The organism is Paeniglutamicibacter sulfureus (assembly GCF_039535115.1).
GTDB classification, from domain to species: domain Bacteria; phylum Actinomycetota; class Actinomycetes; order Actinomycetales; family Micrococcaceae; genus Paeniglutamicibacter; species Paeniglutamicibacter sulfureus.
This window is the reverse complement of the sequence record NZ_BAAAWO010000001.1, coordinates 351,847-373,539: the sequence shown is the minus strand read 5'-3', so window position 1 is coordinate 373,539 and position 21,693 is coordinate 351,847. Positions and strand designations below refer to the sequence as shown.

At 64.6% G+C, this 21,693-nt stretch carries 23 protein-coding genes and 1 tRNA gene; 12 read left to right on the top strand and 12 right to left on the bottom strand.

The annotated features are described in order from the left end of the window. Positions 1 to 178: 178 nt before the first annotated feature. Positions 179 to 251, top strand: a tRNA-Arg gene (locus tag ABD687_RS01670). 596 nt (positions 252 to 847) lie between these two features. Here ABD687_RS01670 and ABD687_RS01665 read toward each other — a convergent pair. Further along, positions 848 to 1,294, bottom strand: coding sequence for an Lrp/AsnC family transcriptional regulator (locus ABD687_RS01665; protein WP_264269106.1), 447 nt, complete (start codon positions 1,292 to 1,294; stop codon positions 848 to 850). 185 nt (positions 1,295 to 1,479) lie between these two features. On the opposite strand from ABD687_RS01665, the gene ABD687_RS01660 reads away from it, so the two are divergent. Both ABD687_RS01660 and ABD687_RS01655 read left to right on the top strand, forming a co-directional pair. Continuing rightward, the gene (locus ABD687_RS01660) at positions 1,480 to 2,256 is read left to right on the top strand and encodes a LysE family translocator (RefSeq protein WP_264269107.1); all 777 of its coding nucleotides are present in this window, start codon (positions 1,480 to 1,482) and stop codon (positions 2,254 to 2,256) included. A 91-nt stretch (positions 2,257 to 2,347) separates the two neighbouring features. After that, on the top strand, positions 2,348 to 3,796 hold the full coding sequence (locus ABD687_RS01655; protein ID WP_264269108.1) for a DUF5129 domain-containing protein: 1,449 nt from the start codon (positions 2,348 to 2,350) through the stop codon (positions 3,794 to 3,796). 102 nt (positions 3,797 to 3,898) lie between these two features. On the opposite strand, the gene ABD687_RS01650 is transcribed toward ABD687_RS01655, so the two are convergent. The 3 genes from ABD687_RS01650 to soxR all read right to left on the bottom strand — a co-directional run bounded on the left by ABD687_RS01650 (position 3,899) and on the right by soxR (position 5,668). After that, a complete protein-coding gene (locus ABD687_RS01650) occupies positions 3,899 to 4,528 on the bottom strand; it encodes a superoxide dismutase (RefSeq protein WP_264269137.1) in 630 nt (209 codons plus the stop codon). A gap of 58 nt (positions 4,529 to 4,586) precedes the next feature. Further along, positions 4,587 to 5,105 (bottom strand): flavin reductase family protein, encoded by a 519-nt coding sequence (locus ABD687_RS01645; RefSeq protein WP_264269110.1) that lies wholly within the window; start codon positions 5,103 to 5,105, stop codon positions 4,587 to 4,589. An 83-nt stretch (positions 5,106 to 5,188) separates the two neighbouring features. After that, on the bottom strand, positions 5,189 to 5,668 hold the full coding sequence (soxR, locus tag ABD687_RS01640; protein ID WP_264269111.1) for a redox-sensitive transcriptional activator SoxR: 480 nt from the start codon (positions 5,666 to 5,668) through the stop codon (positions 5,189 to 5,191). A 290-nt stretch (positions 5,669 to 5,958) separates the two neighbouring features. On the opposite strand from soxR, the gene ABD687_RS01635 reads away from it, so the two are divergent. From ABD687_RS01635 to ABD687_RS01625, 3 genes are all read left to right on the top strand, one after another. After that, complete coding sequence (locus ABD687_RS01635) at positions 5,959 to 6,570, top strand: biotin transporter BioY (protein WP_264269112.1); 612 nt, start codon at positions 5,959 to 5,961, stop codon at positions 6,568 to 6,570. 61 nt (positions 6,571 to 6,631) lie between these two features. After that, complete coding sequence (locus ABD687_RS01630; RefSeq protein ID WP_310287843.1) at positions 6,632 to 7,345, top strand: energy-coupling factor ABC transporter ATP-binding protein; 714 nt, start codon at positions 6,632 to 6,634, stop codon at positions 7,343 to 7,345. Further along, positions 7,342 to 7,968 (top strand): CbiQ family ECF transporter T component, encoded by a 627-nt coding sequence (locus ABD687_RS01625; RefSeq protein ID WP_310287845.1) that lies wholly within the window; start codon positions 7,342 to 7,344, stop codon positions 7,966 to 7,968. Before ABD687_RS01630 ends, ABD687_RS01625 begins: the two co-directional genes overlap by 4 nt. 25 nt (positions 7,969 to 7,993) lie before the next feature. Here ABD687_RS01625 and ABD687_RS01620 read toward each other — a convergent pair whose 3' ends face one another. Continuing rightward, positions 7,994 to 8,887: an SDR family oxidoreductase gene (locus ABD687_RS01620; protein ID WP_310287848.1), complete on the bottom strand. Its 894-nt coding sequence runs from the start codon at positions 8,885 to 8,887 to the stop codon at positions 7,994 to 7,996. Further along, the gene (locus ABD687_RS01615) at positions 8,884 to 9,336 is read right to left on the bottom strand and encodes a nuclear transport factor 2 family protein (protein ID WP_310287850.1); all 453 of its coding nucleotides are present in this window, start codon (positions 9,334 to 9,336) and stop codon (positions 8,884 to 8,886) included. Before ABD687_RS01615 ends, ABD687_RS01620 begins: the two co-directional genes overlap by 4 nt. A 55-nt stretch (positions 9,337 to 9,391) precedes the next feature. Here ABD687_RS01615 and ABD687_RS01610 point away from each other — a divergent pair, with 55 nt between their 5' ends. Further along, positions 9,392 to 10,048: a TetR/AcrR family transcriptional regulator gene (locus tag ABD687_RS01610; RefSeq protein ID WP_310287852.1), complete on the top strand. Its 657-nt coding sequence runs from the start codon at positions 9,392 to 9,394 to the stop codon at positions 10,046 to 10,048. A gap of 93 nt (positions 10,049 to 10,141) precedes the next feature. Beyond that, entirely contained in the window at positions 10,142 to 11,056 is a 915-nt protein-coding gene (gene ypfJ / locus ABD687_RS01605; protein ID WP_302266289.1) for a KPN_02809 family neutral zinc metallopeptidase, read from the top strand. Positions 11,057 to 11,130: 74 nt separating this feature from the next. Here ypfJ and ABD687_RS01600 read toward each other — a convergent pair whose 3' ends face one another. From ABD687_RS01600 to ABD687_RS01580, 5 genes are all read right to left on the bottom strand, one after another. Further along, entirely contained in the window at positions 11,131 to 11,475 is a 345-nt protein-coding gene (locus ABD687_RS01600; protein WP_264269119.1) for a metal-sulfur cluster assembly factor, read from the bottom strand. Positions 11,476 to 11,477: 2 nt separating this feature from the next. After that, entirely contained in the window at positions 11,478 to 12,236 is a 759-nt protein-coding gene (gene sufC, locus ABD687_RS01595) for a Fe-S cluster assembly ATPase SufC (protein ID WP_264269120.1), read from the bottom strand. Positions 12,237 to 12,313: 77 nt separating this feature from the next. After that, a complete protein-coding gene (gene sufD, locus ABD687_RS01590; RefSeq protein WP_264269121.1) occupies positions 12,314 to 13,600 on the bottom strand; it encodes a Fe-S cluster assembly protein SufD in 1,287 nt (428 codons plus the stop codon). Between the two features lie 2 nt (positions 13,601 to 13,602). Beyond that, positions 13,603 to 15,063 carry a Fe-S cluster assembly protein SufB gene (gene sufB, locus ABD687_RS01585; RefSeq protein WP_264269122.1) on the bottom strand — a complete coding sequence of 487 codons (1,461 nt, stop codon included), beginning with the start codon at positions 15,061 to 15,063 and terminating at the stop codon, positions 13,603 to 13,605. After that, positions 15,060 to 15,848 carry a helix-turn-helix transcriptional regulator gene (locus tag ABD687_RS01580; protein WP_372342872.1) on the bottom strand — a complete coding sequence of 263 codons (789 nt, stop codon included), beginning with the start codon at positions 15,846 to 15,848 and terminating at the stop codon, positions 15,060 to 15,062. The genes sufB and ABD687_RS01580 overlap by 4 nt, the downstream gene beginning before the upstream one ends. Positions 15,849 to 15,998: 150 nt before the next feature. On the opposite strand from ABD687_RS01580, the gene ABD687_RS01575 reads away from it, so the two are divergent. The 4 genes from ABD687_RS01575 to ABD687_RS01560 all read left to right on the top strand — a co-directional run bounded on the left by ABD687_RS01575 (position 15,999) and on the right by ABD687_RS01560 (position 20,381). Next, positions 15,999 to 16,955 (top strand): ABC transporter ATP-binding protein, encoded by a 957-nt coding sequence (locus tag ABD687_RS01575; RefSeq protein WP_302266288.1) that lies wholly within the window; start codon positions 15,999 to 16,001, stop codon positions 16,953 to 16,955. Further along, the gene (locus tag ABD687_RS01570) at positions 16,945 to 17,718 is read left to right on the top strand and encodes an ABC transporter permease (RefSeq protein ID WP_302266287.1); all 774 of its coding nucleotides are present in this window, start codon (positions 16,945 to 16,947) and stop codon (positions 17,716 to 17,718) included. The genes ABD687_RS01575 and ABD687_RS01570 overlap by 11 nt, the downstream gene beginning before the upstream one ends. Positions 17,719 to 17,737: 19 nt before the next feature. Then, positions 17,738 to 18,670, top strand: a complete 933-nt coding sequence (locus ABD687_RS01565; protein ID WP_302266285.1) for a COX15/CtaA family protein — start codon at positions 17,738 to 17,740, stop codon at positions 18,668 to 18,670. A gap of 499 nt (positions 18,671 to 19,169) precedes the next feature. Next, positions 19,170 to 20,381: an IS30 family transposase gene (locus ABD687_RS01560; protein WP_425566783.1), complete on the top strand. Its 1,212-nt coding sequence runs from the start codon at positions 19,170 to 19,172 to the stop codon at positions 20,379 to 20,381. Between the two features lie 315 nt (positions 20,382 to 20,696). Here ABD687_RS01560 and ABD687_RS01555 read toward each other — a convergent pair whose 3' ends face one another. Continuing rightward, the gene (locus ABD687_RS01555; protein WP_264269126.1) at positions 20,697 to 21,677 is read right to left on the bottom strand and encodes a heme o synthase; all 981 of its coding nucleotides are present in this window, start codon (positions 21,675 to 21,677) and stop codon (positions 20,697 to 20,699) included. Positions 21,678 to 21,693: the final 16 nt, after the last annotated feature.

Genomic DNA, 21,693 nt, shown 5'->3' with positions numbered 1-21,693 from the left:
CGGCTTTGAAACTGTGGCTTCGGACGGTGTCGGTCTTTTATCGCCCGCAGAGGTTGACTGCTATTTCATCATACGTCCGGAGTAATTGTTTTTCACGGCCCCACGCTCGTTCAAAACGCAGTATCGCCATCGGTGAAATATCGGCCCGGGCCGTGTTTGGGCTATGATTCTTGTGCCCGCCTCCGTAGCTCAGTGGATAGAGCAACAGCCTTCTAATCTGTCGGTCGCGCGTTCGAATCGCGCCGGGGGCACACATACGAGGCGGTCTTGACTAGGTACTTACCGAGTCAAGACCGTTCTTCGTTCCAGGAGAATTGATTCGATCTGCGGGATTCCGCTTGGGCCAACTGGACGTTGACCGGTCTTACGGGCCCTCGGCCGAATCTCCCCGACGCTTACTTGGCCGGCTTCTCAGGCATGGTGGATTCCCCCGACCCGGTGGGCGCCGTCCCATATCATCACCCGCGGCCCGGTCACCGGTTCGTCCGCAGTTATGGCAACATACCGGGCGCGGACCCTGGCTTCCGCGTGCAGGTCCTCGGGCAAGGATTCCACCGTCAACGGGTCCGGCCAATTCGAGAAAGTCAGCTGGCGGCCGTCGAATGGACCGCCGCGCAACACAACCTGAACAGTTGTCATCGTCGACCCCCGGCCCTTGGTGCTGCTGCGTCGGAACCGCAGGTCGCCAGCCAATGCGACCCCGCGACCTGGCCAACGTCGACCTGAACGGGCTCGCGGATTTTCATCGTCCTGTCCTCATTCGCTTGTTGGCTACCACGCAGGCGGTTGCCGCGGCCACCCCAGCTTCACGCAGCCGGTTGAATTCCGCAAGAGGCAGCTTCGTCGCCTAGATCGGAAGCCGCCCGCCGGATTTGAGGTTCTTCATGACAATGGTGCTCGTGAGCTTTTCCACGCCGGGCAATGTCACCAGTACATCATCATAAAAGCGTTGGTACGCCGGCAAGTCTACGGCCATGACCCGCAACAAGAAGTCCGGTTCCCCAAAGAGCCGCTGGGCGTCGATGATTTGGCCGATCTTGCCGACCTCGTATTCGAAGTCCTTCATGGTCAGCCGGTCCTTCAGCGTGACAAAAACCAGCGCCTCGAACGCGAGGTTCACCTTCGCGGGATCCACGTCGGCCCGATAGCCGCGGATGACGCCACTGTTTTCCAATTCTCGCAACCTCCGGTGGCAGGGAGCCAAGGTGAGACCCACCTCCTCCGCCAAGGCAGTGGCGGTCATGCGCCCGTCGTCCTGCAGGCGCCGCAGGATTGCCCGGTCGATTCCGTCCATGTGACAGCTCCATTCGCTTGTTTTCTCGATCAACCGTGATGGTCGCGCTATATTCTTGCGCTCAACCAAACATAGCAGGAGATTTCTTGTTCATTCGTGATGAATTGCGCGAGAACTGGCAAGCACATTTCGTCGTTTTCTTCCTAAGCTTGCCGGTAGATTCCCAGCAGGAAAGAGATTCGGTCATGGACCTTCAAGTCATCTACGGCTTTATCGCAGTGTCCTTCGCCCTGGCCATGACGCCAGGTGCCGACTGGGCGTACGCCATTTCCGCGGGTCTCGGCCGCCACCGGGTCTCGTCCGCGGTTGCCGGCTTGTGCAGCGGATACGTCTTTCACACACTGCTCATTGTTGGCGGAATGGCAGCCCTGATCGCCGGTCTGCCGCAGCTGCTTTCCTGGCTCACGCTCATCGGCGCCGCCTACCTTCTCTGGCTGGGCATCAGCACCTGCCGCTCTTGGCGAAAGGCCGGCTTCACCGCCGAAGAAAGCCCCGCTCGGGAGCCACTCGGCGCGGACCTCGATCCGTCGGAGCCAGCGGGTACGCACAGCGGAGCAGGCACGCTCTTGCAGGTAAAGGTCTCCGCGGCAAGCACGACCACGAGCGGGCAACGCTTCTTCGGCCCTGCCTTCTTCCGTGGACTGGGAACCAGCGGCACCAACCCCAAGGCGCTGCTGCTCTACCTGGCGCTGATCCCACAGTTCATCCACGCGGATGCCGCATTGCCGGTCCCGGCGCAAACCGCCATCCTGGGCACCAGCCATATGGTGCTTTCGCTGTTCATCTACACTGGTGTCGCCCTGGGTGCCAGGGCGTTGTTGCGCCAGCGCCCCACCGCGGCACGATTTATCACCTTGGCCAGCGGACTGGTCATGATCGCGCTGGGTCTGGTGCTGCTCATCGAGCAAGTTCCCACTTTGTGGGGCTCGATCCAGATGCTGGTGGTACTGCTCGGGGGCTGACCCCATTCGACGCACAAGCTCGAAGTCGAACGATTTGCGTAACCCGGATAGGGTTCATAGGGACGACCGCAATCGACGAACGGCAAAACGCATGCGAAAGCTTCTGACCGTCCTGGCACTGGGTGCCATGCTGCTGATCGGCGGCGCACCCGCTGCCCAAGCCGCCGCGGCGACCGACATCGTTGTCGAGGACACCGCCGGGACGCTGGATTTGGACACGCTGTTCCCGGCCATCGAAGAGATCGATTTCAACGAACCGACCAAGGTCGCCATTTACACCCGCAACGGTGAATTCAGCGACAACCTCAACGAGGAAGTGCTGCGCTTCGCGCGCGAGAACCACCCCGAATGGCTCAGCCCGGATAAGCAAAAATGGGCCGACTCGCTGTTCCTTTTCGCCCTCGATCCGATGGGTAGGCAGGTGGGAACCTACTTCGGCGAAGATCGCAAGGTCTCCCCCGGCCAGCGCGACGACATCCAGGCAGCCACCAAGGACTTGTTCAGCGAGGCCCAGTGGACCGAGGGAACGGTGGCCGGGATCGAGCGTGCCGCTCAAATGATGAACCGGCCATGGTACGAATCACCAAGGCTGTATGCCTGGAGCGGCGTCATACTCGTCGTTGGCGGCATCAGCACTGGCAGCACCCTGTACGTGCGCAGGACCTACCGGAAACGTTCCGCAAAGGCTCTGGGCGCGGGCAATGCGAGTTACGCGAATGTGAGCATGGACCTCGAAGTCACCGAACTGAACGCCAAGACCATCGGCAGCGACTCCCGGTACGGAAGTCTGGTGCTGGAGAAATACCGCGGCTTTTCCTCCGCCTACAACCAGCTCGCCGAACAAAGCAACAAGGCCAATGGCCTGGAGACAAAATTACACGTTCGCAAGCAGACGGCGCAGTTCCTGGAAAAGTACGCGGCGAACGCCTCGGAGCTGGACCGGATGGATGACGTGATCGCCGATACCAACATGCTCTTGAACATGGGCTCGGGCTGGGCGGGAGCCTGGGAGCGGCAGCTCGCACCGCTTCGGGAGGACCTTGCCGAAATCGAAGAACTGCTCAGCCACAAGGATGCCGCCCCGGAGGCCCCGTCGGCGATGGCATTGCGCCGATTCAAGTCCATGACAGCGGCCGAGGCGGAAAAGTGGGCGGCGGGGCTCCAAGCGGGCAACCTGGACCCGGAGGACGCCCTGGACAAGATCGCCGCTGCCCGGCAGGAGCTGACCGGGCTGCTCAAGGATCACTCCGAGGCCGTGATCGCCAAGTACGCGAAAACCACCAAGGAAGCCAAGCTCATGCGCGAGGCGATGCGAACTCCGAAGGCACCCGACACCAGGAGATCCTCGAGCCACAGCATCCTTGGAACCGTGTACCCGTCCAACAGGTTCTGGTCGGTCGTCGGATTCACCTCGGGTTTCCGCTCCGGCCAGTCCAGCGTCCAGGAATCCCGCAGCGCAAGTTCGTCCTCAGGCGGAAGCACCGGCTACGGATCCAGCGGCGGCAGTTTCTCCGGGTCGGGTTCCTCGTCGCGTTTCTAGTCTTTGGCCCCTCGAGGGCCCTCAGATAACAAGCGGGCTGCCGGCCGGAATGTTTCCGATCGGCAGCCCGCTTGCTTGGCCCGCAAAGGCCGGGACGGTGAGTTACTTGCCGGGGACGACAAGCTTCGGGGCACCGGCACGCGCCGCCTCGAAGCGGGCCGAAACATCGGCCCAGTTCACGATGTTCCAGAAAGCCTTCACGTAATCGGCCTTCACATTCACGTAATCCAGGTAGAACGCGTGCTCCCACATGTCCAACATCAACAACGGAGTCGTCGCCACCGGCACGTTGCCCTGCTGGTCATACAACTGCTCGATGACCAACTGGCCACCCAGGCCCTCAAAGCCCAGCAACGCCCAACCCGAACCCTGCAGGCTCATCGCCGCGGCCGTGAAGTGCGCACGGAAAGCGTCAAAGGAACCAAACGCGTCGTCAATCGCCGCAGCCAACTCGCCCTCGGGCTTGTCCCCGCCCTCCGGGGAAAGGTTGTTCCAGAAGATCGAGTGGTTCGTGTGACCACCCAAGTGGAACGCCAGGTCCTTGGACAACTTCGGAACGTTCCCGAACTCGCCCTTCTCCCGCGCCTCGGCCAGCTGCTCCAACGCCGTGTTCGCACCGGCCACATAGGCAGCATGGTGCTTCGAGTGGTGCAGCTCCATGATCCGCGCCGAAATGTTCGGCTCCAAGGCCGCGTAATCGTACTGCAGCTCAGGCAAGGTATAAATAGCCAAAATGACTCCTCAACTCATGTTTCGGTGAAAAACCGGACCCGGGTTTTCCCGGGGACGGTCAAGCGATGAGCCTGGTGTGCTCACCGATGCTGTGGTAGCCGCGCCGGTGGTACACCAGCGGGGCAGCGGTGGATTGGCCGGGGATGACCTCGAGCACCGAAGCGACGACGACCGTGGCCGGTCCGGCGGCAACCCGCGATTCGATGGTGCACCGCATCGCGACACCCACCCCGTGGATCAGGGGTTCCCCGGTGGGCAGCTGTTCCCACCCTGCCAGTTTCGAGAAGCGCTCCTCGCCGGGTGTGGCGAACAAGGTTGCCACATCGGCGTTGGGCTCCGTCAAGAAGTGGACCACGATGTGCTCGGCGTCCAGGATCACTTCGGCGGAGCCCGATCGCTGCGCAATGTTGAACGCCAGGTAGGCCGGTTCGGCCGAAACGGAGATCAAGGATGAGGCAGTGATTCCAACAGGTCCGCAGTGGCCGGTGGCCGTCACCACGGCAACGCCCGCCGGATGGTTTCCAAAGGCGAGGCGAAATTGATCCGCGATCGTGGCGGCTGGAATGTGGGTTTGCACGGCGGGTCCAGGTTCCTCTCGTCATGCGGGGCGCCCGCACGGGTGCGGCGGGCTTGGTCCAACTACTCCCCAACGCTAGAACCTCAACCTTGGTTGAGGTCAAATTCCGTGTCCTCCCGGAACAACGTCGCGCCTCCAAGACCGTCGGCCAATCGGTCATTGGGGTTGACGAATCCGCATTCGGCCAGCGACAGGCAACCACAGCCGATGCAGCCACCCAACCCGTCCCGCAACGACTGCAACTGGTGGATCCGCTCCTGCAAGTCGTCCCTCCAGGCCGCGGAAACAGCTTGCCAGTCCTCCTTGCGTGGCGTTCCGTCAGCGGGCAGCCCGGCGAAGAGTTCGGCGATTGACCGAAGCGGGATGCCGGCGCGCTGGGCGGCACGAATCACTGCCACGCGGCGCAGCACGCTTCGGTCGAACCGCCGCTGGTTACCCGTGGTTCGCCAGGAAGAAATCAGCCCTTCGCGCTCGTAGTAGTGCAGCGCCGAAACTGCAACGCCTGACCTGTCAGCCAGCTGCCCCACGGACAGATCCTGCGACGTTCCATCACCCGTATCCATGCCACCATTCTGCCTGCCGTCCACCGTTCGCGACCACATCGGCTGAGGCGCGGCAGTCGAAGGCTTCAGGCGTTGAAGCGATGCATGGTTGATGAATCGGGCCAAACGGTACGCTCGAGCCCGATGCCGCGGCGACGGTTTTTGGCCAGGCGTCGGGTGGTGGCCAACACTTTTGTGACCGGCGACCAAGACTTTTGAACAGTGTTCAAGTATTGTCATTCGTAACGCAACCGCGACGCGAATCCACGCACCGCAGCGCCACCATCTCGAATCGACAGGAACACCCAACCATGACGACCTCCAGCCCGCGCATCGACGCGCACACCCCTGCCCGGATCGGCGCCCGCGATCTCGCCCTGGTCTCGGTCTTTGCCGCGCTCATCGCCGTGCTCACCCTGGTTCCGGCCGTCCCGGTGGGAGCCCTTGGCGTGCCGATCACCTTGCAGACCATGGGCGTGGCACTCACCGCATTGATCCTCGGCTCGCTGCGCGGCGGCTCGGCCGTGGGCCTGTACCTGCTGGTGGGGCTGGCCGGAGTGCCGATCTTTGCCAAGTTCTCCGGCGGCTTGGGTTCGCTCGCCGCACCCAGCGCCGGATACCTGCTCGCCTTCCCCCTTGCCGCCCTGGTCACCGGCGCGCTCGCCACGCTGGTGCTGCGCAGGGTCACCCGCCGGCGCTTCGTCTGGCTGTTCCTCTCGGCCATGTGCGGCTCGATCCTGGTGATCCACCCGCTGGGCATCCTGGGCATGAGCTTGAACGCGCAGATCCCGCTGGGCCAGGCCTTCATCCTGGACATGGCCTACTGGCCCGGAGACGTCGTGAAGAACCTGCTGGCCGCTGCCATCGCGGTCAGCGTCTTCAAGGCCTTCCCGTCCTTCGCCCGCCGCCGCTTCAACGCATAGAGTGCCGGCTGCGCCAGCAGCGCAATTCGATCCACACCACCAGCAGGGAATACCGTTAAGCGTGATCCGATTCAACAATGCCGGCCTGTCAGTGCCCGCCGACGACCCGGCGCAGGCCCCGCGCACCGTCCTGGCCCCGTGCACCCTCGAACTCAACGAACGGCGCATCGCCGTGATCGGCGCAAATGGGTCAGGCAAGTCAACGCTGCTGCGCATGCTCAACGGGTTGGTGACCCCTTCGACCGGGGCAGTGGAGGTCCACGGCTTCGACACGGTCCGCCAGGCCAAGTCCGTGCGCAGGCGCGTGGGCTTCCTGTTCACCGATCCGCTCTCGCAGCTGGTCATGCCCATCGTCACAGAGGACGTCGAGCTCTCCCTCAAGGCCTTGCACAAGGACCGGGCCAAGCGCAGCGCCTCCGCATTGCGCGCGCTGGCAGCGCTCGGCCTGGAACACCTGGCCCACCGCAGCATCTACGACATCTCCGGGGGCGAGCGCCAGCTGGTGGCCTTGTGCAGCGTGCTGGCCGCGGGCCAGGACATCCTGGTGGCGGACGAACCGACCACGCTGCTGGATCTGGCCAACAACGAACTGCTCAAGAAAACGCTGGGTGCACTGGACCAGCAGGTCATCTACGCGACCCACGACCTGGACTTCGCCGCGGCCGCCGACCGGGCGCTGCTGGTGGCCGGCGGCAAGATCGTCTTTGACGGCCCGGCGCCCGAGGCCGTGGACACCTACCGCCGGCTGGTCCGCCATGGAAGCCCGGCCGCGTGAGCGCCTCGCACCAGATGCTGCTCGGGCACTACCTGCCCGGTGCCAGCCCGGTGCACCGCGCACCGCTGCTGGCCAAGTACCTGCTGGTCCTGGCGGTGGGTGCCGCGGTGCTCCTCTGGCGGATTCCCGCCGTCGGGCTCGGCACCCTGTTGTTGGGTGTGGGTCTCTTCGCCCTGGCCGGTCCACGGGTGCTGCGCGCGTGGGCCGCTCCGCTGCGCCAGCTGTGGTGGATCTTCGCGATCCTGGGCATCTACCAGTCGATCCTCAACACGCCGCTCTTCGCCCTGACGCTGGTCAGCGGGATGCTCGCTGTCATCCAGTGCGGGCGCCTCGTCCTGTTGACCACCACCCAGGCCGCGCTGCTCGACGGGTTGGAACGCGCCGCCGCGCCGGTCCGCCTGATCGGCGGGAACCCCGCCACCATCGCGCTGGCAGTGGCCCTGATGCTGCGCAGCATCCCGGCGATAGCAAGTTCGGTGCAGGACCTCGCGGACGCAGCCAAGGCCCGCGGAATCGGGCGCAACCCCGCGACGCTGGCAGCACCGGTGGTCATCAACACCGTGGCCTATGCCCAGCGCACCGCGGACGCGCTGGCCGCCCGCGGCATCATGGAACGCAACTAACGTTTCCCTCTCCCTGACCGCGGATTCAGGCCTTGCGCATCTGCGCGCCTCCGCGGGCCGCCGCCACCACGGCGTGCACAAAGGCATCCAGCGACGTCGGCACCACCCCGAAGCGCTTGGCCAACCGGCCGGTGTCCAGCGGGGAGTCGTAGGTTTCCAGCGCGGCCAACAGTCCGCAGAGCATCCCGGACATCCCGTCGATTGGCTGCCCGGGGGCAACGAAGCTCACCGGAATCTCCCGTCCCAGGTGCCGTTCGAACGCTGCGAGCACATCGCGCCATGCCACCGGTTCGGGGCCGCCGATCTGCAGGGCCTGGCCGACGGCGTCGTCGCTGTCGAAGGCCGCGAGCGCATAGTCCGCGACGTCGGAGATCGCCACCATCGAATGCCTGCGCCGACCCTCGCCGACCAGCGTGACGGCACCTCCGGCCAGCGCCGGTGCGCCGACGACGGCCATCGGCAGCATGTCCATGTAGAAGTCCGGCTGCAGCACCGTCCAGTCCGTGCCGCTCTCCCGCAGGCGCTGCTCGGTTTCGCCTTTGGCCTGCAGCAGCGGCATCGGGTGGTGCGCGTCGGCCCCGAGCGCGGAGATGAAGACAAAGCGCCGCACTCCCTGCTCGACGGCCGCATCGACGAGGTTGGCATTGCCGCGTCGATCAACCGATTCAATGGTGTCCGGATCGCCGCGGGACATCGAGTTCGCGGTGGTGATGATTCCCCGCACCGATTCACAGGCGGTCCGCAGGGAAGCGGCGTCAGTCATGTCCCCAAGAACAAGGTGGGCGCCGGCGTCGGCCAGGTCGCGGGCAGCAGCGGAGGCCGGGTCCCGCACCAACGCCCGCACGGCATCGCCGCGGAGCAGTAGCAGCCGCGCGATGAGTCCGCCGAGCTGGCCGGTGGCTCCGATGACGAGAATCATGGCAAGTCCTCTTCCGGTGCCGGTCCTGCGGCACCTGCTGTTCGTGCGATGGCGGCGTCGACATCGCCGCCGGTTTCATCGACCGGTTCCAGGTAGAGACGCACCCCGGTCAGGAGCCCGTCACCGGCGGTGAAGATCATGACGCCGCGCAAGAGTTGGCTTGCGCCGTCAACCCTGGTGCCGCGCATTTCCCACTCGGTCCAGGCCCTCTGGCCGTCGATGGTCGAGCCGAGCAGCTGTGCCCGGAAGTCCGGGATGCCGGCGAACATCCGGCTCCAGTTGCGCCGGACTTGCCCGGTGCCGGTGAAGCCGCGCGCGGGATGGGCGGGCGTTTCGTTTCGATAGCCGGGGGCGAAACAGGCGACGAGGGAGTCCAGGTCGTGGGCGTTGACGGCGTCCACCAGACGGATCAGCAACGCCTCAAGGCCCGGGCTTGAAGGGTCGACCATGACAACTCCTATTTGATACAGTACGGTGTATCCAATACGAAGTATGGAACCAATGATGCCCACAGTCAATAGCCGCCGCGGATACGATTCCCGGAGCCGGCGCGCGGCCGCAGAGAAAACGCGGGAAGCGATTCTCGACGCAGCCCGGGAACGGCTCCTGGCCCAGGGATACCCGGCGACAACGGTCGCCCTGATCGCCGCCGACGCCCAGGTCTCGGTCGAGACCATCTACAAGTCGTTCGGCGGAAAACCCGGGCTGGTCAGGGCCATCTACGATCGCGGGCTTCGCGGCAGCGGTCCCGAAGCGGCATTCGACCGCTCGGATGCGCTGCGGCAGCACGCCGCCGACGCCCAGTCCCTGATGCTCATGTGGGGACGCCTCACGGCGGAGGTTGCGGCCACGCTGACTCCCATCCTGCTGCTGGTGCGCTCGGCTGCGGCAAGCGACGCGAACATGGCCGAACTCCAGGAACAATCCAACGCCGAGCGCCTGGAGAGGATGCAACACAACGCACGTTTCCTGCAGGAGCGCGGGTACCTTCGCGAGGACGTCAGCTTCGACGAGGCCGTCGATGTCATGTGGCTGCACAGCTCGCCCGAGCTTTATGAGCTGCTGGTGCTGCAGCGCGGCTGGAGCGCCGAGCGATTCGCACGCTACGTGGCCGAATCCATGGCAGGCGCTCTCGTGCACCGGGCACCTCCGCGCCCCTGACCCGCCCGGTTCCTGCGTAGGGTCCCGGGGCAACAGCGGGGCGATCGCCCGATAAACCTCCCAAATCGGCTACGCGCACGTATTGTATGAACCATGAGTTTCAATGACGACGCACAACTCGATTCCGGACGCATCAGGGACTCGCGCGGCCGGGGCCGCGGCGGCAAGATCGCCGCCGGCGGTGGCGGCATCATCGTGGTGCTGCTTGCCGCCTTGCTGGGTGTCAACCCCGACATGCTCACGCAGCTGGGACTCGGCGGGGATCCCGGCATCGAGCAGGGAGCCAACGAGAACGGGCCGGCGGGCATCACCGAATGCCAGACCGGGGCCGACGCCAATGCGCGCACCGACTGCCGGATCCTGGCAACCACGCAATCGCTTGACAGCTTCTGGCTCAGCTACCTGCCGCAGTACGACGTGCAGGTGCGGCAGCCCGGGGTCGAGGTCTTCGACGGGCAGGTGAGCACGGAATGCGGGACCGCGACCAGCGCGGTGGGCCCGTTCTATTGCCCCGCTGACCAGGTCGCATACTTCGACACCGGGTTCTTTGCCGACTTGAGCACCAACTACGGTTCGGATGGCGGGGCGCTGGCCGAGGAATACGTGGTGGCCCACGAGTATGGGCACCACATCCAAAACACCATCGGCACCCTCGCAGCCTCCCAGCAGGGGGCCAAGGGTGCGACCTCCGGCTCGGTGCGCGTGGAACTGCAGGCCGACTGCTTTGCCGGCATGTGGGCCGCGCATGCGGCGAACACCAAGGACGCCGAGGGCAACACCTTCATGAAGCCGTTCACCGAGGCCGACCTGCGCTCGGCACTGTCGGCGGCCTCGGCCGTGGGCGATGACAGGATCCAGGAGGCAGCCACCGGGCGGGTGAATCCCGAGGGCTGGACCCACGGTTCCTCGGCGCAGCGCCAGTCCTGGTTCCTGCAGGGATATGCGACCGGGGACATCAACCAGTGTGACACGCTCTCGGCGCGGAACCTGGACAAGCCCGGCGGCTGAATCCAAAAGACGAAAAGCGAGGTGCGATCCCCCCTGAAGGGGAAACGCACCTCGCTTTTGTCTTGTCCGCAGGACTAGATGTTGAAGCCCAGGGCCCGCATCTGGTCGCGGCCGTCATCGGTGATCCGCTCCGGACCCCACGGCGGCATCCAGACCCAGTTCAGCCGGTAGGAATCGACAACCGACTCCAGTGCCTGGCTGACCTGCTCTTCGATGACATCGGTCAAAGGGCAGGCGGCGGTGGTCAGGGTCATGTCGATGAGCAGTGCGCCGTCTTCGGCGTACTTCAGCCCATAGAGCAGGCCCAGGTCAACGATGTTGACGCCGAGCTCCGGGTCGATGACATCCTTGAGCGCTTCTTCGACGTCCTCGAGTTCGGTTTCTGCCGACCCGCTGGTCGTTTCGTTCGATACGCTCATGACTAGGCCGGAACGTTCAGGAAGCGGTCGTAGCCCTCGTCCTCGAGGCGGTCGGCCAGCTCGGCGCCACCCTGCTCGGCGATCTTGCCGTCAACGAAGACGTGCACGAAGTCGGGCTTGATGTAGCGCAGGATGCGGGTGTAGTGCGTGATGAGCAGGGTGCCCATCTCGTTCTCTTCCTGGGCGCGGTTGACACCTTCGGAGACGACCTTCAGCGCGTCGACGTCCAAGCCGGAGTCGGTCTCGTCCAGGATGGCGAACTTCGGCTTGAAGAGCTCCAGCTGGAGGATCTCCACGCGCTTCTTCTCGCCGCCGGAGAAGCCTTCGTTGACGTTGCGCGAGGCGAACTCGGCATCGATCTTCAGCTTTTCCATGGCACTCTTGACGTCCTTGGTCCAGGTCCGCAGCTTCGGGGCTTCCCCGTCGATGGCGGTCTTGGCGGTGCGCAGGAAGTTCGTCATCGAGACGCCCGGAACCTCGACCGGGTACTGCATGGCCAGGAACAGGCCGGCGCGTGCGCGCTCGTCAACGCCCATCTCCAGGACGTCGGCACCGTCGAGGGTGATCGAGCCGGAGGTGACGGTGTAGCGCGGGTGTCCGGCGATGGTCGAGGCCAGGGTGGACTTGCCCGAGCCGTTGGGGCCCATGATGGCGTGGGTTTCGCCGGTCTTGATGGTGAGGGAAACACCCTTGAGGATTTCCTTGTTGCCCTGCTCGGTCTCGATGGAGACGTGCAGGTCCTTGATTTCCAGAGTAGACATGCCTTGAGTCCGTTCTCTTTCCGTGAAGTCGATGTGGATCGACGAAGTTTTGGTGTTGGTGGGGGGAAAAGCCTGGACTAGCTGTCCGTGGCGGCGAGCTCGCGCTCGATCGTCTCGGCCAGGCGTTCCTCGATCTCCGGTACCCGGATCTGCTGCACGATCTCGTTCAGGAAGCCGCGCACCACCAGGCGGCGTGCGGTCTTCTCGTCGATGCCGCGGCTCATCAGGTAGAAGAGGTGCTCGTCGTCGAAACGTCCGGTCGTGGAGGCGTGTCCGGCTCCGTCGATCAAACCGGTCTCGATCTCCAGGTTCGGCACCGAGTCGGCGCGTGCGCCCTCGGTGAGCACCAGGTTGCGGTTGGCCTCGTAGGAGTTGGTCCCCTTGGCTTCCTTGCGGATCAAGACGTCGCCGACCCACACGGTGTGTGCGTCCTTGCCCTGCAGGGCACCCTTGTACAACACGTTGGACTTGCAGTTCTCGGTGGCGTGGTCCACGAACAAGCGGTGTTCCAGGTGCTGTCCGGCATCCGCGAAGTACAGTCCAAAGAGCTCCACCTCGCCGCCCTGGCCATCAAAGTGCGCCGAGGGGGTCAGACGCACCAAGTCGCCGCCGTAGGTTACGGCGATGTGCTTCAGGTGGCCGTCCTTGCGGACCTTCGCCAAGTGCGAGGAAGCGTGGATCGCGTCGTCGGCCCAGGCCTGCAGCGAGATCACGGTCAGCTTGGCGCCTTCGCGGACATCGATTTCGATGTTCTGCGCCAGCACTGCGGACCCGACGTGGTCGATGACCACGACGGACTCGGAGTTGGCCTCGGCGACGACCACAAGGTGGCTGGCGGCCGCTTCGGTGGAGGTGCCCGTGTAGGTCAGCGTGACCTGTTCGCCGCTGGAGTTCGCGGGAATGGTCAGCACCTTGGCCTCGGCCGCATGCTTCCAGGCGTTGGCCGAGATGCGGTCCTCCGGGATGCCGGCGGAACCGACGCGTGCATCGGTCATCGCAACGGTTTCCAGGGTGGAGACGTTGGCACCGGCCACGGTCAGCTCGGGGGCAACCCCGGCCAACGCGTTCTTGTGCAGGCCGCCCATGCGCTTGAGCGGGGTGAAGCGGAAGTCCTCTTCACGTCCGGTCAGCGCCGGGAAGTCCTCGACGTTGTAGCTGGTCTTGCGACCGGCGCGGGAGGAATCAGGGATTCCTGCCCCGCCGCCGTGGCTGTGTGCCTTGGCTGCGTCGCCGCCCAACGGCGAGGCTGCTACTTCTGCTTCGTTCAACGGCGAGAGGTTCTCGCCCTCTTCGGTGAAACCGGAAATGCTGGGTGCACCGATACGGGCCTTTTCGCCCGTTGAGTGAGTTGCGGTATCAGTCATGATTAACCGACGGATCCTTCCATCTGCAGTTCAATGAGGCGGTTCAGTTCCATGGCGTACTCCATCGGGAGCTCGCGGGCGATCGGCTCGACGAAGCCGCGCACGATCATGCCCATGGCTTCCTCTTCGGTCATGCCGCGGCTCATCAGGTAGAAGAGCTGCTCCTCGGACACGCGCGAAACGGTGGCCTCGTGGCCCATGGTCACGTCGTCCTCGCGGACGTCGATGTACGGGTAGGTATCCGAACGCGAGATCTGGTCGACCAGCAGCGCGTCGCACTCGACCGAGTTGCGAGCGCCCTTGGCACCCTCGCGGACCTGGACCAGGCCGCGGTAGGCGGCGCGGCCGCCGTTGCGGGCCACCGACTTGGACACGATCTTGGAGGAGGTGTTCGGTGCGATGTGGACCATCTTGGAACCGGTGTCCTGGTGCTGGCCCTCGCCGGCGAAGGCGATCGACAGGGTCTCGCCCCGGGCGTGCTCGCCAACCAGGTAGACGGCCGGGTACTTCATGGTGACCTTGGAACCGATGTTGCCATCGACCCACTCCATGGTTGCGCCCTCTTCACAGACGGCGCGCTTGGTCACCAGGTTGTACACGTTGTTCGACCAGTTCTGGATCGTGGTGTAGCGGACGCGGGCGCCCTTCTTCACGATGATTTCCACAACTGCCGAGTGCAGCGAGTCCGAGGTGTAGATCGGGGCGGTGCAGCCCTCGATGTAGTGGACGTAGGAATCCTCGTCGGCGATGATCAAGGTGCGCTCGAACTGGCCCATGTTTTCCGTGTTGATGCGGAAGTATGCCTGCAGCGGGATTTCCACGTGGACGCCCTTGGGGACGTAGACGAAGGATCCGCCGGACCAGGTCGCGGTGTTCAGCGAGGCGAACTTGTTGTCGCCCACCGGGATGATCGTGCCAAAGTATTCCTTGAAGATGTCCTCGTGCTCGCGCAGCGCGGTATCGGTGTCAAGGAAGATGACACCCTGCTTTTCCAGGTCCTCGCGGAGCTGGTGGTAAACAACCTCGGACTCGTACTGGGCGGCGACACCGGAAACCAGGCGCTGCTTTTCAGCCTCGGGGATGCCGAGCTTGTCGTACGTGTTCTTGATGTCCTCGGGCAGATCCTCCCAGCTGGTGGCCTGCTTCTCGGTGGAACGCACGAAGTACTTGATGTTGTCGAAGTCGATGCCCGAGAGGTCTGCGCCCCAAGTGGGCATGGGCTTGCGATCGAAGTACTTCAGGCCCTTGAGGCGCATGTCCAGCATCCACTGGGGCTCGGACTTGAGCTCCGAAATGTTGCGGACAACATCCTCGCTGATGCCGCGGCGCGCATTGGCGCCCGCGTCGTTCTTGTCGCTCCATCCGTACTCGTAATTGCCGATTCCTTGGAGTTCGGGGTTCTTCTCCAGGATCTCGGAAATTACGCCGGCGTCGGGGGACTCCTGTGCAATCTGATCCGTCATCGCGGCCTCTCCTGCTTCGTAATCTTGATTCGAGTTCTCTTCTCAGCGCGCTGAGGAGTTTGGTTCCGGCCCACGGGAACGTGGGTCGTACACACATGCCCGCCGCTGGCAAGTGTCGAGAGCCTTCGCACATCGACACCCAGCAGACGGGAAAAGGCCTGGGTTTCCATCTCGCAAAAGACGGGGAATTCCCGAGCCAAATCTTGGATGGGGCAGTGCCCCTGGCACAGCTGGACGCTGAGCATGGTGGCGGTCGGCGAATCTGCGCCGACCTTGCGGGTGGAGGCAACGAAGCCATCCGCACTCAAGGCCTCGCTCAGCGCCTCGGCGCGTTCCTCGAGGCCCTCGATCTCGGCGACCACGGGACGGTAGCGCCGTTCCATGCTCGCAAAGCGACGGGCGGCAAAGGCCTCGACGGCTGCCGGTCCGGCGGCCCGGCCAAGTTCGGCCAGTGCATCGGTGGCGATATCCAGGTAGTCGTTGCCCATTTTGGTTTGGCCGCGGTGTGACAGCACATAGCGGCGTGAAGGCCGACCGGCGCCGGTGCGCTGGTTGGCCACGAGCTTGACCTCGACGAGCCCCTGCTTGGAGAGCGCATCGAGGTGGCGACGGACGGCTGCAGGGGTAAAGCCCAGGCGCTCGCCCAGTTCGGCGGCGCTGACCGGGCCGTCTTCCAACACGGAATACAGGACTCGGTCGCGGGTGCGTTCTTCGGCTTCCCCTGTCGCGGGAATGTTGTGTGCCGGGGCGTCGCCGACCGGCACTGTCTGATTCGATGAATACACAACACAAGCATGCGCTAATCCAGCCAGCCCGTCTAGTAAGGCATTGCTTACCTCGCCACCGGCGTAACGCGGCGGCGCCGGGACCGTGCGCCGTGGAGACCGGGGCCACATCCGGCTCCGCCTCAGTTCTACCTGGCCTAGAATAACTGGGTGTCCAATGTGTCTCCAAGTCTCGTCATCGAGGACTTGCTCAAAGATTTCGGTCCCGTCCCCGCCCTGGATGGCCGCATGATGCGCGTCTTGTACGGCATCAGCCTCAAGGCCGACCCCGGAACCGTCACCACGCTGCTGGGTTCCAACGGAGCCGGGAAGTCCACCACCCTTGGCTGTGCGCAGGGCCTGCTGCGCCCCAACGGGGGCACAGTCCGGTTGTTGGGCGAGGATCCCTACGGCGCCAGCCCGGCATTGCGTTCGCGCGTGGGCGTCATGCTGCAGGACGGCGGGCTGCCGCCGTCGCTGCGCCCGATCCCGCTGCTGCGCCACGTCGCCTCGTTCTACCGCCACCCGGCGGACCTTGACGCCCTCATCGAGCGCCTGGGCATCAACGAGTTTGCCACTACCTCCATCCGCCGGCTCTCTGGCGGCCAGAAGCAGCGGGTGGCCCTGGCCGCCGCCCTGGCCGGGGATCCGGAAGTTGTCTTCCTCGACGAGCCGAGCGCCGGGCTGGACCCGCAATCGCGCCACGTGGTCTTCGACCTGATCGGCGAGCTGCGCGAGGCAGGCAAATGCATCGTGCTGACCACCCATCTCATGGAAGACGCGCAGAAGCTTTCCGACTACGTCTACATCATTCACGAGGGACGCAACGTGGCCCAGGGAACTGTCGCGGAACTCACCGCCCATGCCGACCAGGAGACCGCGACCCAGGCCGTTGACTTCACCGCCGCGGCAGCCATGGTCCCGCCTCCGCTGCCGCCGCACCTCACCCTCACCGAGGCCTCCCCCGGGCACTACCGCCTCGACGGCGTGCGCTCCCCCGGGGACCTGGCGGAACTGACGACGTGGTGGTCCCGCGAGGGCGTCCTGCCCCACGCACTGACAATGCAACCGCGAACTCTTGAAGACGTGTTCCTGGAGATTGCCGACAAGGGAAACAATGCCAACTAGCATGCAGGCCGCGCCGGCGGCCGCCAACGCCCAGGGAACCCTCAAGCGCATCCTGCTCCAGGGGCGCTACGAGACCATGGGCATGATCAGCAACGGGGAACAACTCGTCGTTGCCGTGGTCTTGCCGCTCATGGCGCTCTTCGGCCTGGTCTTCACCGACCTGCTCAAGGACGTCGCCGCCAAGCCCATCGACGCCGCAGCCCCCGGGGTTCTGGCCCTGTGCGTGGTGTCCACCGCGTTCACCGGGCAGGGCATCGCCACCGGTTTCGACCGCCGCTACGGGGTGCTGCGCTTCCTTTCAACGACTCCGCTGGGCCGCGCCGGTCTGATTTACGGCAAGGTCATAGCGGTCCTGGTGGTCCTGTTCCTCCAGGTCGTCGTCATCGGCGGCACCGCCCTGCTGCTGGGGTGGCGGCCGGCGCCGGCTGGCATCGGCTGGGCCATTGCCCTGCTGGTGCTGGGCGCCGCGGCGTTTACCGCCCTCGGGTTGCTGGTCGCCGGCACCGTGCGCCCCGAGGCCACCCTGGCCATCACCAACCTTGCCTGGGTATTGCTGGCCGCGGTCGGGGGGATCCTGTTCCCCAGCAACCGGGCACCTGCATACCTGCAGCCGATCGTCGACCTACTGCCCTCCGCCGCCCTGGGTGATTCCCTGCGGGCGGCCCTGATCGCCGGAACCACCTCGGTCGCCGGAATCCTCATCCTGCTGGCATGGACAATCATTGCCGGTTTCGCCGCAACACGCTGGTTCAAGTGGAACTAGAATCCTGGAGCACAACACCATGAGCACCACCTCCCCCGCCGCCAACCGCTGGACGGACAAGTTGCCCGCCACCGTGAACTCCACGGTGCACCGCCTGGCCATTGCGTCCCTCGCATCCCAGATCGGCATCATCGTCACCGGCGGCGCCGTGCGCCTGACCAAGTCGGGGCTGGGCTGCTCGCAGTGGCCCAACTGCGTGCCCGGATCCATGACCCCGGTTGCGGAAATGGGCATCCACGGACTCATCGAGTTCGGCAACCGCCTGCTCACCTTCATCCTCGCGGCCATCGCGGTGGCCATGATCGTGTCGATCTGGCGCATGCGCTCCACCCACAGGACCATCTACCGCCTGTCGATCGCGCTGCTCGCGGTCATCCCCGCCCAGGCGGTCATCGGCGGCATCACCGTCTGGTCCAACCTGAACCCGTGGGTGGTGTCCCTGCACTTCCTGGTCTCGGCTGCCCTGGTCATGGCCGCCACCCTGCTGGTCAACCGCACCGGCGCCCTGCGCCGCGGCGAATCCTCGCTGGGGACGCCCGCCGGATCCACGCAGCGTTTCCTTGCCTGGACCATCTTCGCCACCTCGGCGCTGGCTCTGGTGCTGGGCACCATCGTCACCGGGACCGGCCCGCACGCCGGGGACGCGGATGCCCCGCGCCACATGTTCGACCCGTACATCGTCACGCGGATCCACGTGGTTCCGGTCTACCTGCTGGTCGCAGCGAACGTCGTTGCCCTGGTGCTGGCATTCCGCCGGGCCACGGACGTGAAGCTGCGCAATCCGCTGTTGCTGATGGCCGGAGTCGTGCTGCTGCAGGGCGTTATCGGCTACGTCCAGCACTTCACCGGCCTGCCGATCCTCCTGGTGCTGGCCCACATGCTCGGGGCATCGCTGCTGGCAGCGGCAGCCGCCAACGTCTGGGACCGGACCACCGGGAAGTTCCCCTTCTAGGACCTCCCCCCCCTTCGTTCAGCAAACGCCCGCCTGCATCGCGGGCGAGTTCTAGCGGTCGTTGCAACACCCCAGATCTTTGGGAGTTGCAACGACCGTGTCGTCTTTAACGAAGAAATCACCAACCGATAAGAATCCTTCAACGCCCCGGAAGTACTCGGCCGAGGACCACGACCGATTCCTGAGTGTCTTGGACCGGACCCGGAACGTATCTGCTGCAGCCGCGGAGCTCGGGTTCAATCCAAATAAGTGCTACCAGTGGGCCCGCGAACTCACCCCAGGCATCAAATCCTCAGTCCATGGCGCCCGCGGCAAGAAGAAGGCCAAATACACCCAGGAGCAGAAAGACCAGTTCTTCACCGCGCTGGCGCGACTTGGCAACGTTTCGGTTGCCGCCCGCGAGGTCGGTATCCCCGCAGGCACCTGTTTCCAATGGGCATACAAGTCCGGAGCGGCCGTGAAGGGGACCCATGCCGGCAAACGGGAAGAGTTCCTGCGACTGCGCGGCACCGGTCTATCTCGCCGGGAGGCTGCCACGTCCGTTGGGGTTCACGTAACCACGTCAAAGGAATGGGACGCCGGCATTCGCAAGACCGGCGACCGACGCTATTACCCGGACGGTCGGGTTGTCGACTACAAACAAGGGGTGACTACTTATAATCCAGTCGAGGGTTCGTCCTTCATGGCTCCGTTTCCAGGGCTTGCCGCGCTGGAGAAACCAATCAGCGACCGCTACCTCTCCCTTTCCGAACGCGAGCAGATCCGAGACCTGCTCGCGGTCGACTCCTCGATGCGTGCCATCGCCAGGGCGCTAGGACGGCCGGTCTCGACGGTGAGCCGGGAGATCCGCCGCAACACCGGTCCCAACGGCTACCAGCCCTATGCTGCGCACCGTGCAGCGGCCAAACGCCGACCACGACCCAAGACCAGCAAGCTCTCTTGCGAGGGAACCTTACGAAAATACGTGGGGGCCAAGTTGCTTCTAGGCTGGTCACCGGAGCAAATCAGTAACAGGCTGAGGAAGATGCTCCCCGACAGGTTGGAGTTTCACGTGTGCGCTGAAACGATCTATCAGGCTCTCTACTTCCAGGCCCGTGGCGGTCTCAAGCGAGAGGTGGCCACAGCGTTAAGGACCGGCCGAACTCGCCGCAAGCCACGCACCGATCCGGAGAAGCGCACCAGCCGGTTCCGGGACCCGATGATCAACATCTCCGAGCGTCCCGCCGAAATTGAGGACCGTGCCGTGCCAGGGCACTGGGAAGGGGACCTGATCACGGGGACGCTGAATCAGTCCGCGATTGCGACTCTGGTCGAGCGAACTACCCGTTTTGTCATGCTCGTTCACCTCGACGGTGATCACACCGCCGCAACCGTTCGCGACGGCCTGATCAAGAGCATGGGTGGGCTGCCCGAGCTGCTGAGAGGGTCCCTGACCTGGGACCAGGGCGCCGAGATGGCGACGCACAAGGCTTTCTCCATGGCCACGGACATGGATGTCTACTTCTGCGATCCAGCCAGCCCCTGGCAGCGCGGATCCAACGAGAACACGAACGGGTTGCTGCGCCAATACTTCCCTAAAGGAACTGACCTCGGCGTCCATGGTCCCGAGGAACTCGAGCGGGTCGCTCGCCTGCTCAATGGACGTCCACGCAAAACGCTCGGCTGGGATACCCCGACCGAGCGCCTGCGTGAACTACTGTTGGCAGCCTAGCCACCTGGTGTTGCAACGATCCCTAGAATTCAAGGCGCAGGCGGGCGTTTTGCGTTGCACCGCATGTCGCCGCCAGGTCTCCCTGCCGGAGCTCCCTGCCGGCGTTTTCGCGGTCGCGCAATATCCGGAAGTCAGTTCCACGCCGATCGCCCGTGGACCAGGCAGCGGGAACGAGCGCGGCAAGCCACGCCGGTCAGACGGGGAACCGCCCCGCAAGGCCCGTGGAAGAAACTGCCGGGCAACGAGAAGGCGGCCCGCCCGGGTTTCCCCGTGCGAGCCGCCATCGGTGCTTCGGCCTTGTCCCTGGCGTGTTTCCTAGAAGAGCGGGCCGCCCACGAACGGGTCGATGGCCAGGGCGACGAAGACGAGCGTCAGGTACGTGATGGAGATGTGGAAGACCTTCATGGCCTTCTTGTTCATGTCCGCCGGCTCATGGTCGCGCTGGGCCTCGCGGTAGAGCACGTGGCACTCGTAGACGAACCACAGGCCCGAGACGCCGGCCAGCACGGTGTAGACGATGCCTGCGTAGCCCATCGGGACCAACAGCAGCGAGCAGACCAGCGTGGCCCAGGCGTACAGGACAACCTGCACCGAGACCCGGCGGGCACTGGAAATCGCACCGAGCATCGGCACCCGTGCGGCGTTGTAGTCGTCGGCGTACTTCATGGACAGCGGCCAGTAGTGCGGCGGGGTCCACAGGAAGATGATCAGGAACAAGATGATGGCGGGCCATTCGATCTTGTTGGTGACCGCTGCCCAGGCAATGAGCACGGGCATGCAGCCGGCGATCCCGCCCCATACGATGTTCTGTGCGGTCCGGCGCTTGAGGATCAGCGTGTACAGCACCACGTAGAAGAGGATTGCAGCCAGGCCGAGTGCGGTGGTCAGCGGGTTCGTTCCGAACCAGAGCACCGCCAGCGACGCGAAGCCAAGTGCGTAGGAGAAGATCAACGCCTCGCGCGGGGTGACCTCGCCGGTGACCAGCGGGCGCCCCTTGGTGCGCTTCATGACCTTGTCCATGTCGCGGTCGATGTAGCAGTTGAAGGAGCCAGATGCCCCGGCAGCCATGGCCCCACCCAGCAAGGTGGCCAGCACCAGCGAAATCGAGGGGAAACCGCGTTCGGCGAACATCATGGTCGGCAGCGTGGTCACGAGCAGGAGTTCAATGACGCGAGGCTTGGTCAGGGCCACATAGGCCTTGGCCTTTCGCGACACGAAGTCGCCAACCGATTCATTCGGCTGACGAGCTGCACGGGCCCTCGTTGCGGAGTCAACGGACACGGTCTTCACAGACATCTACTCAGTTCTACGG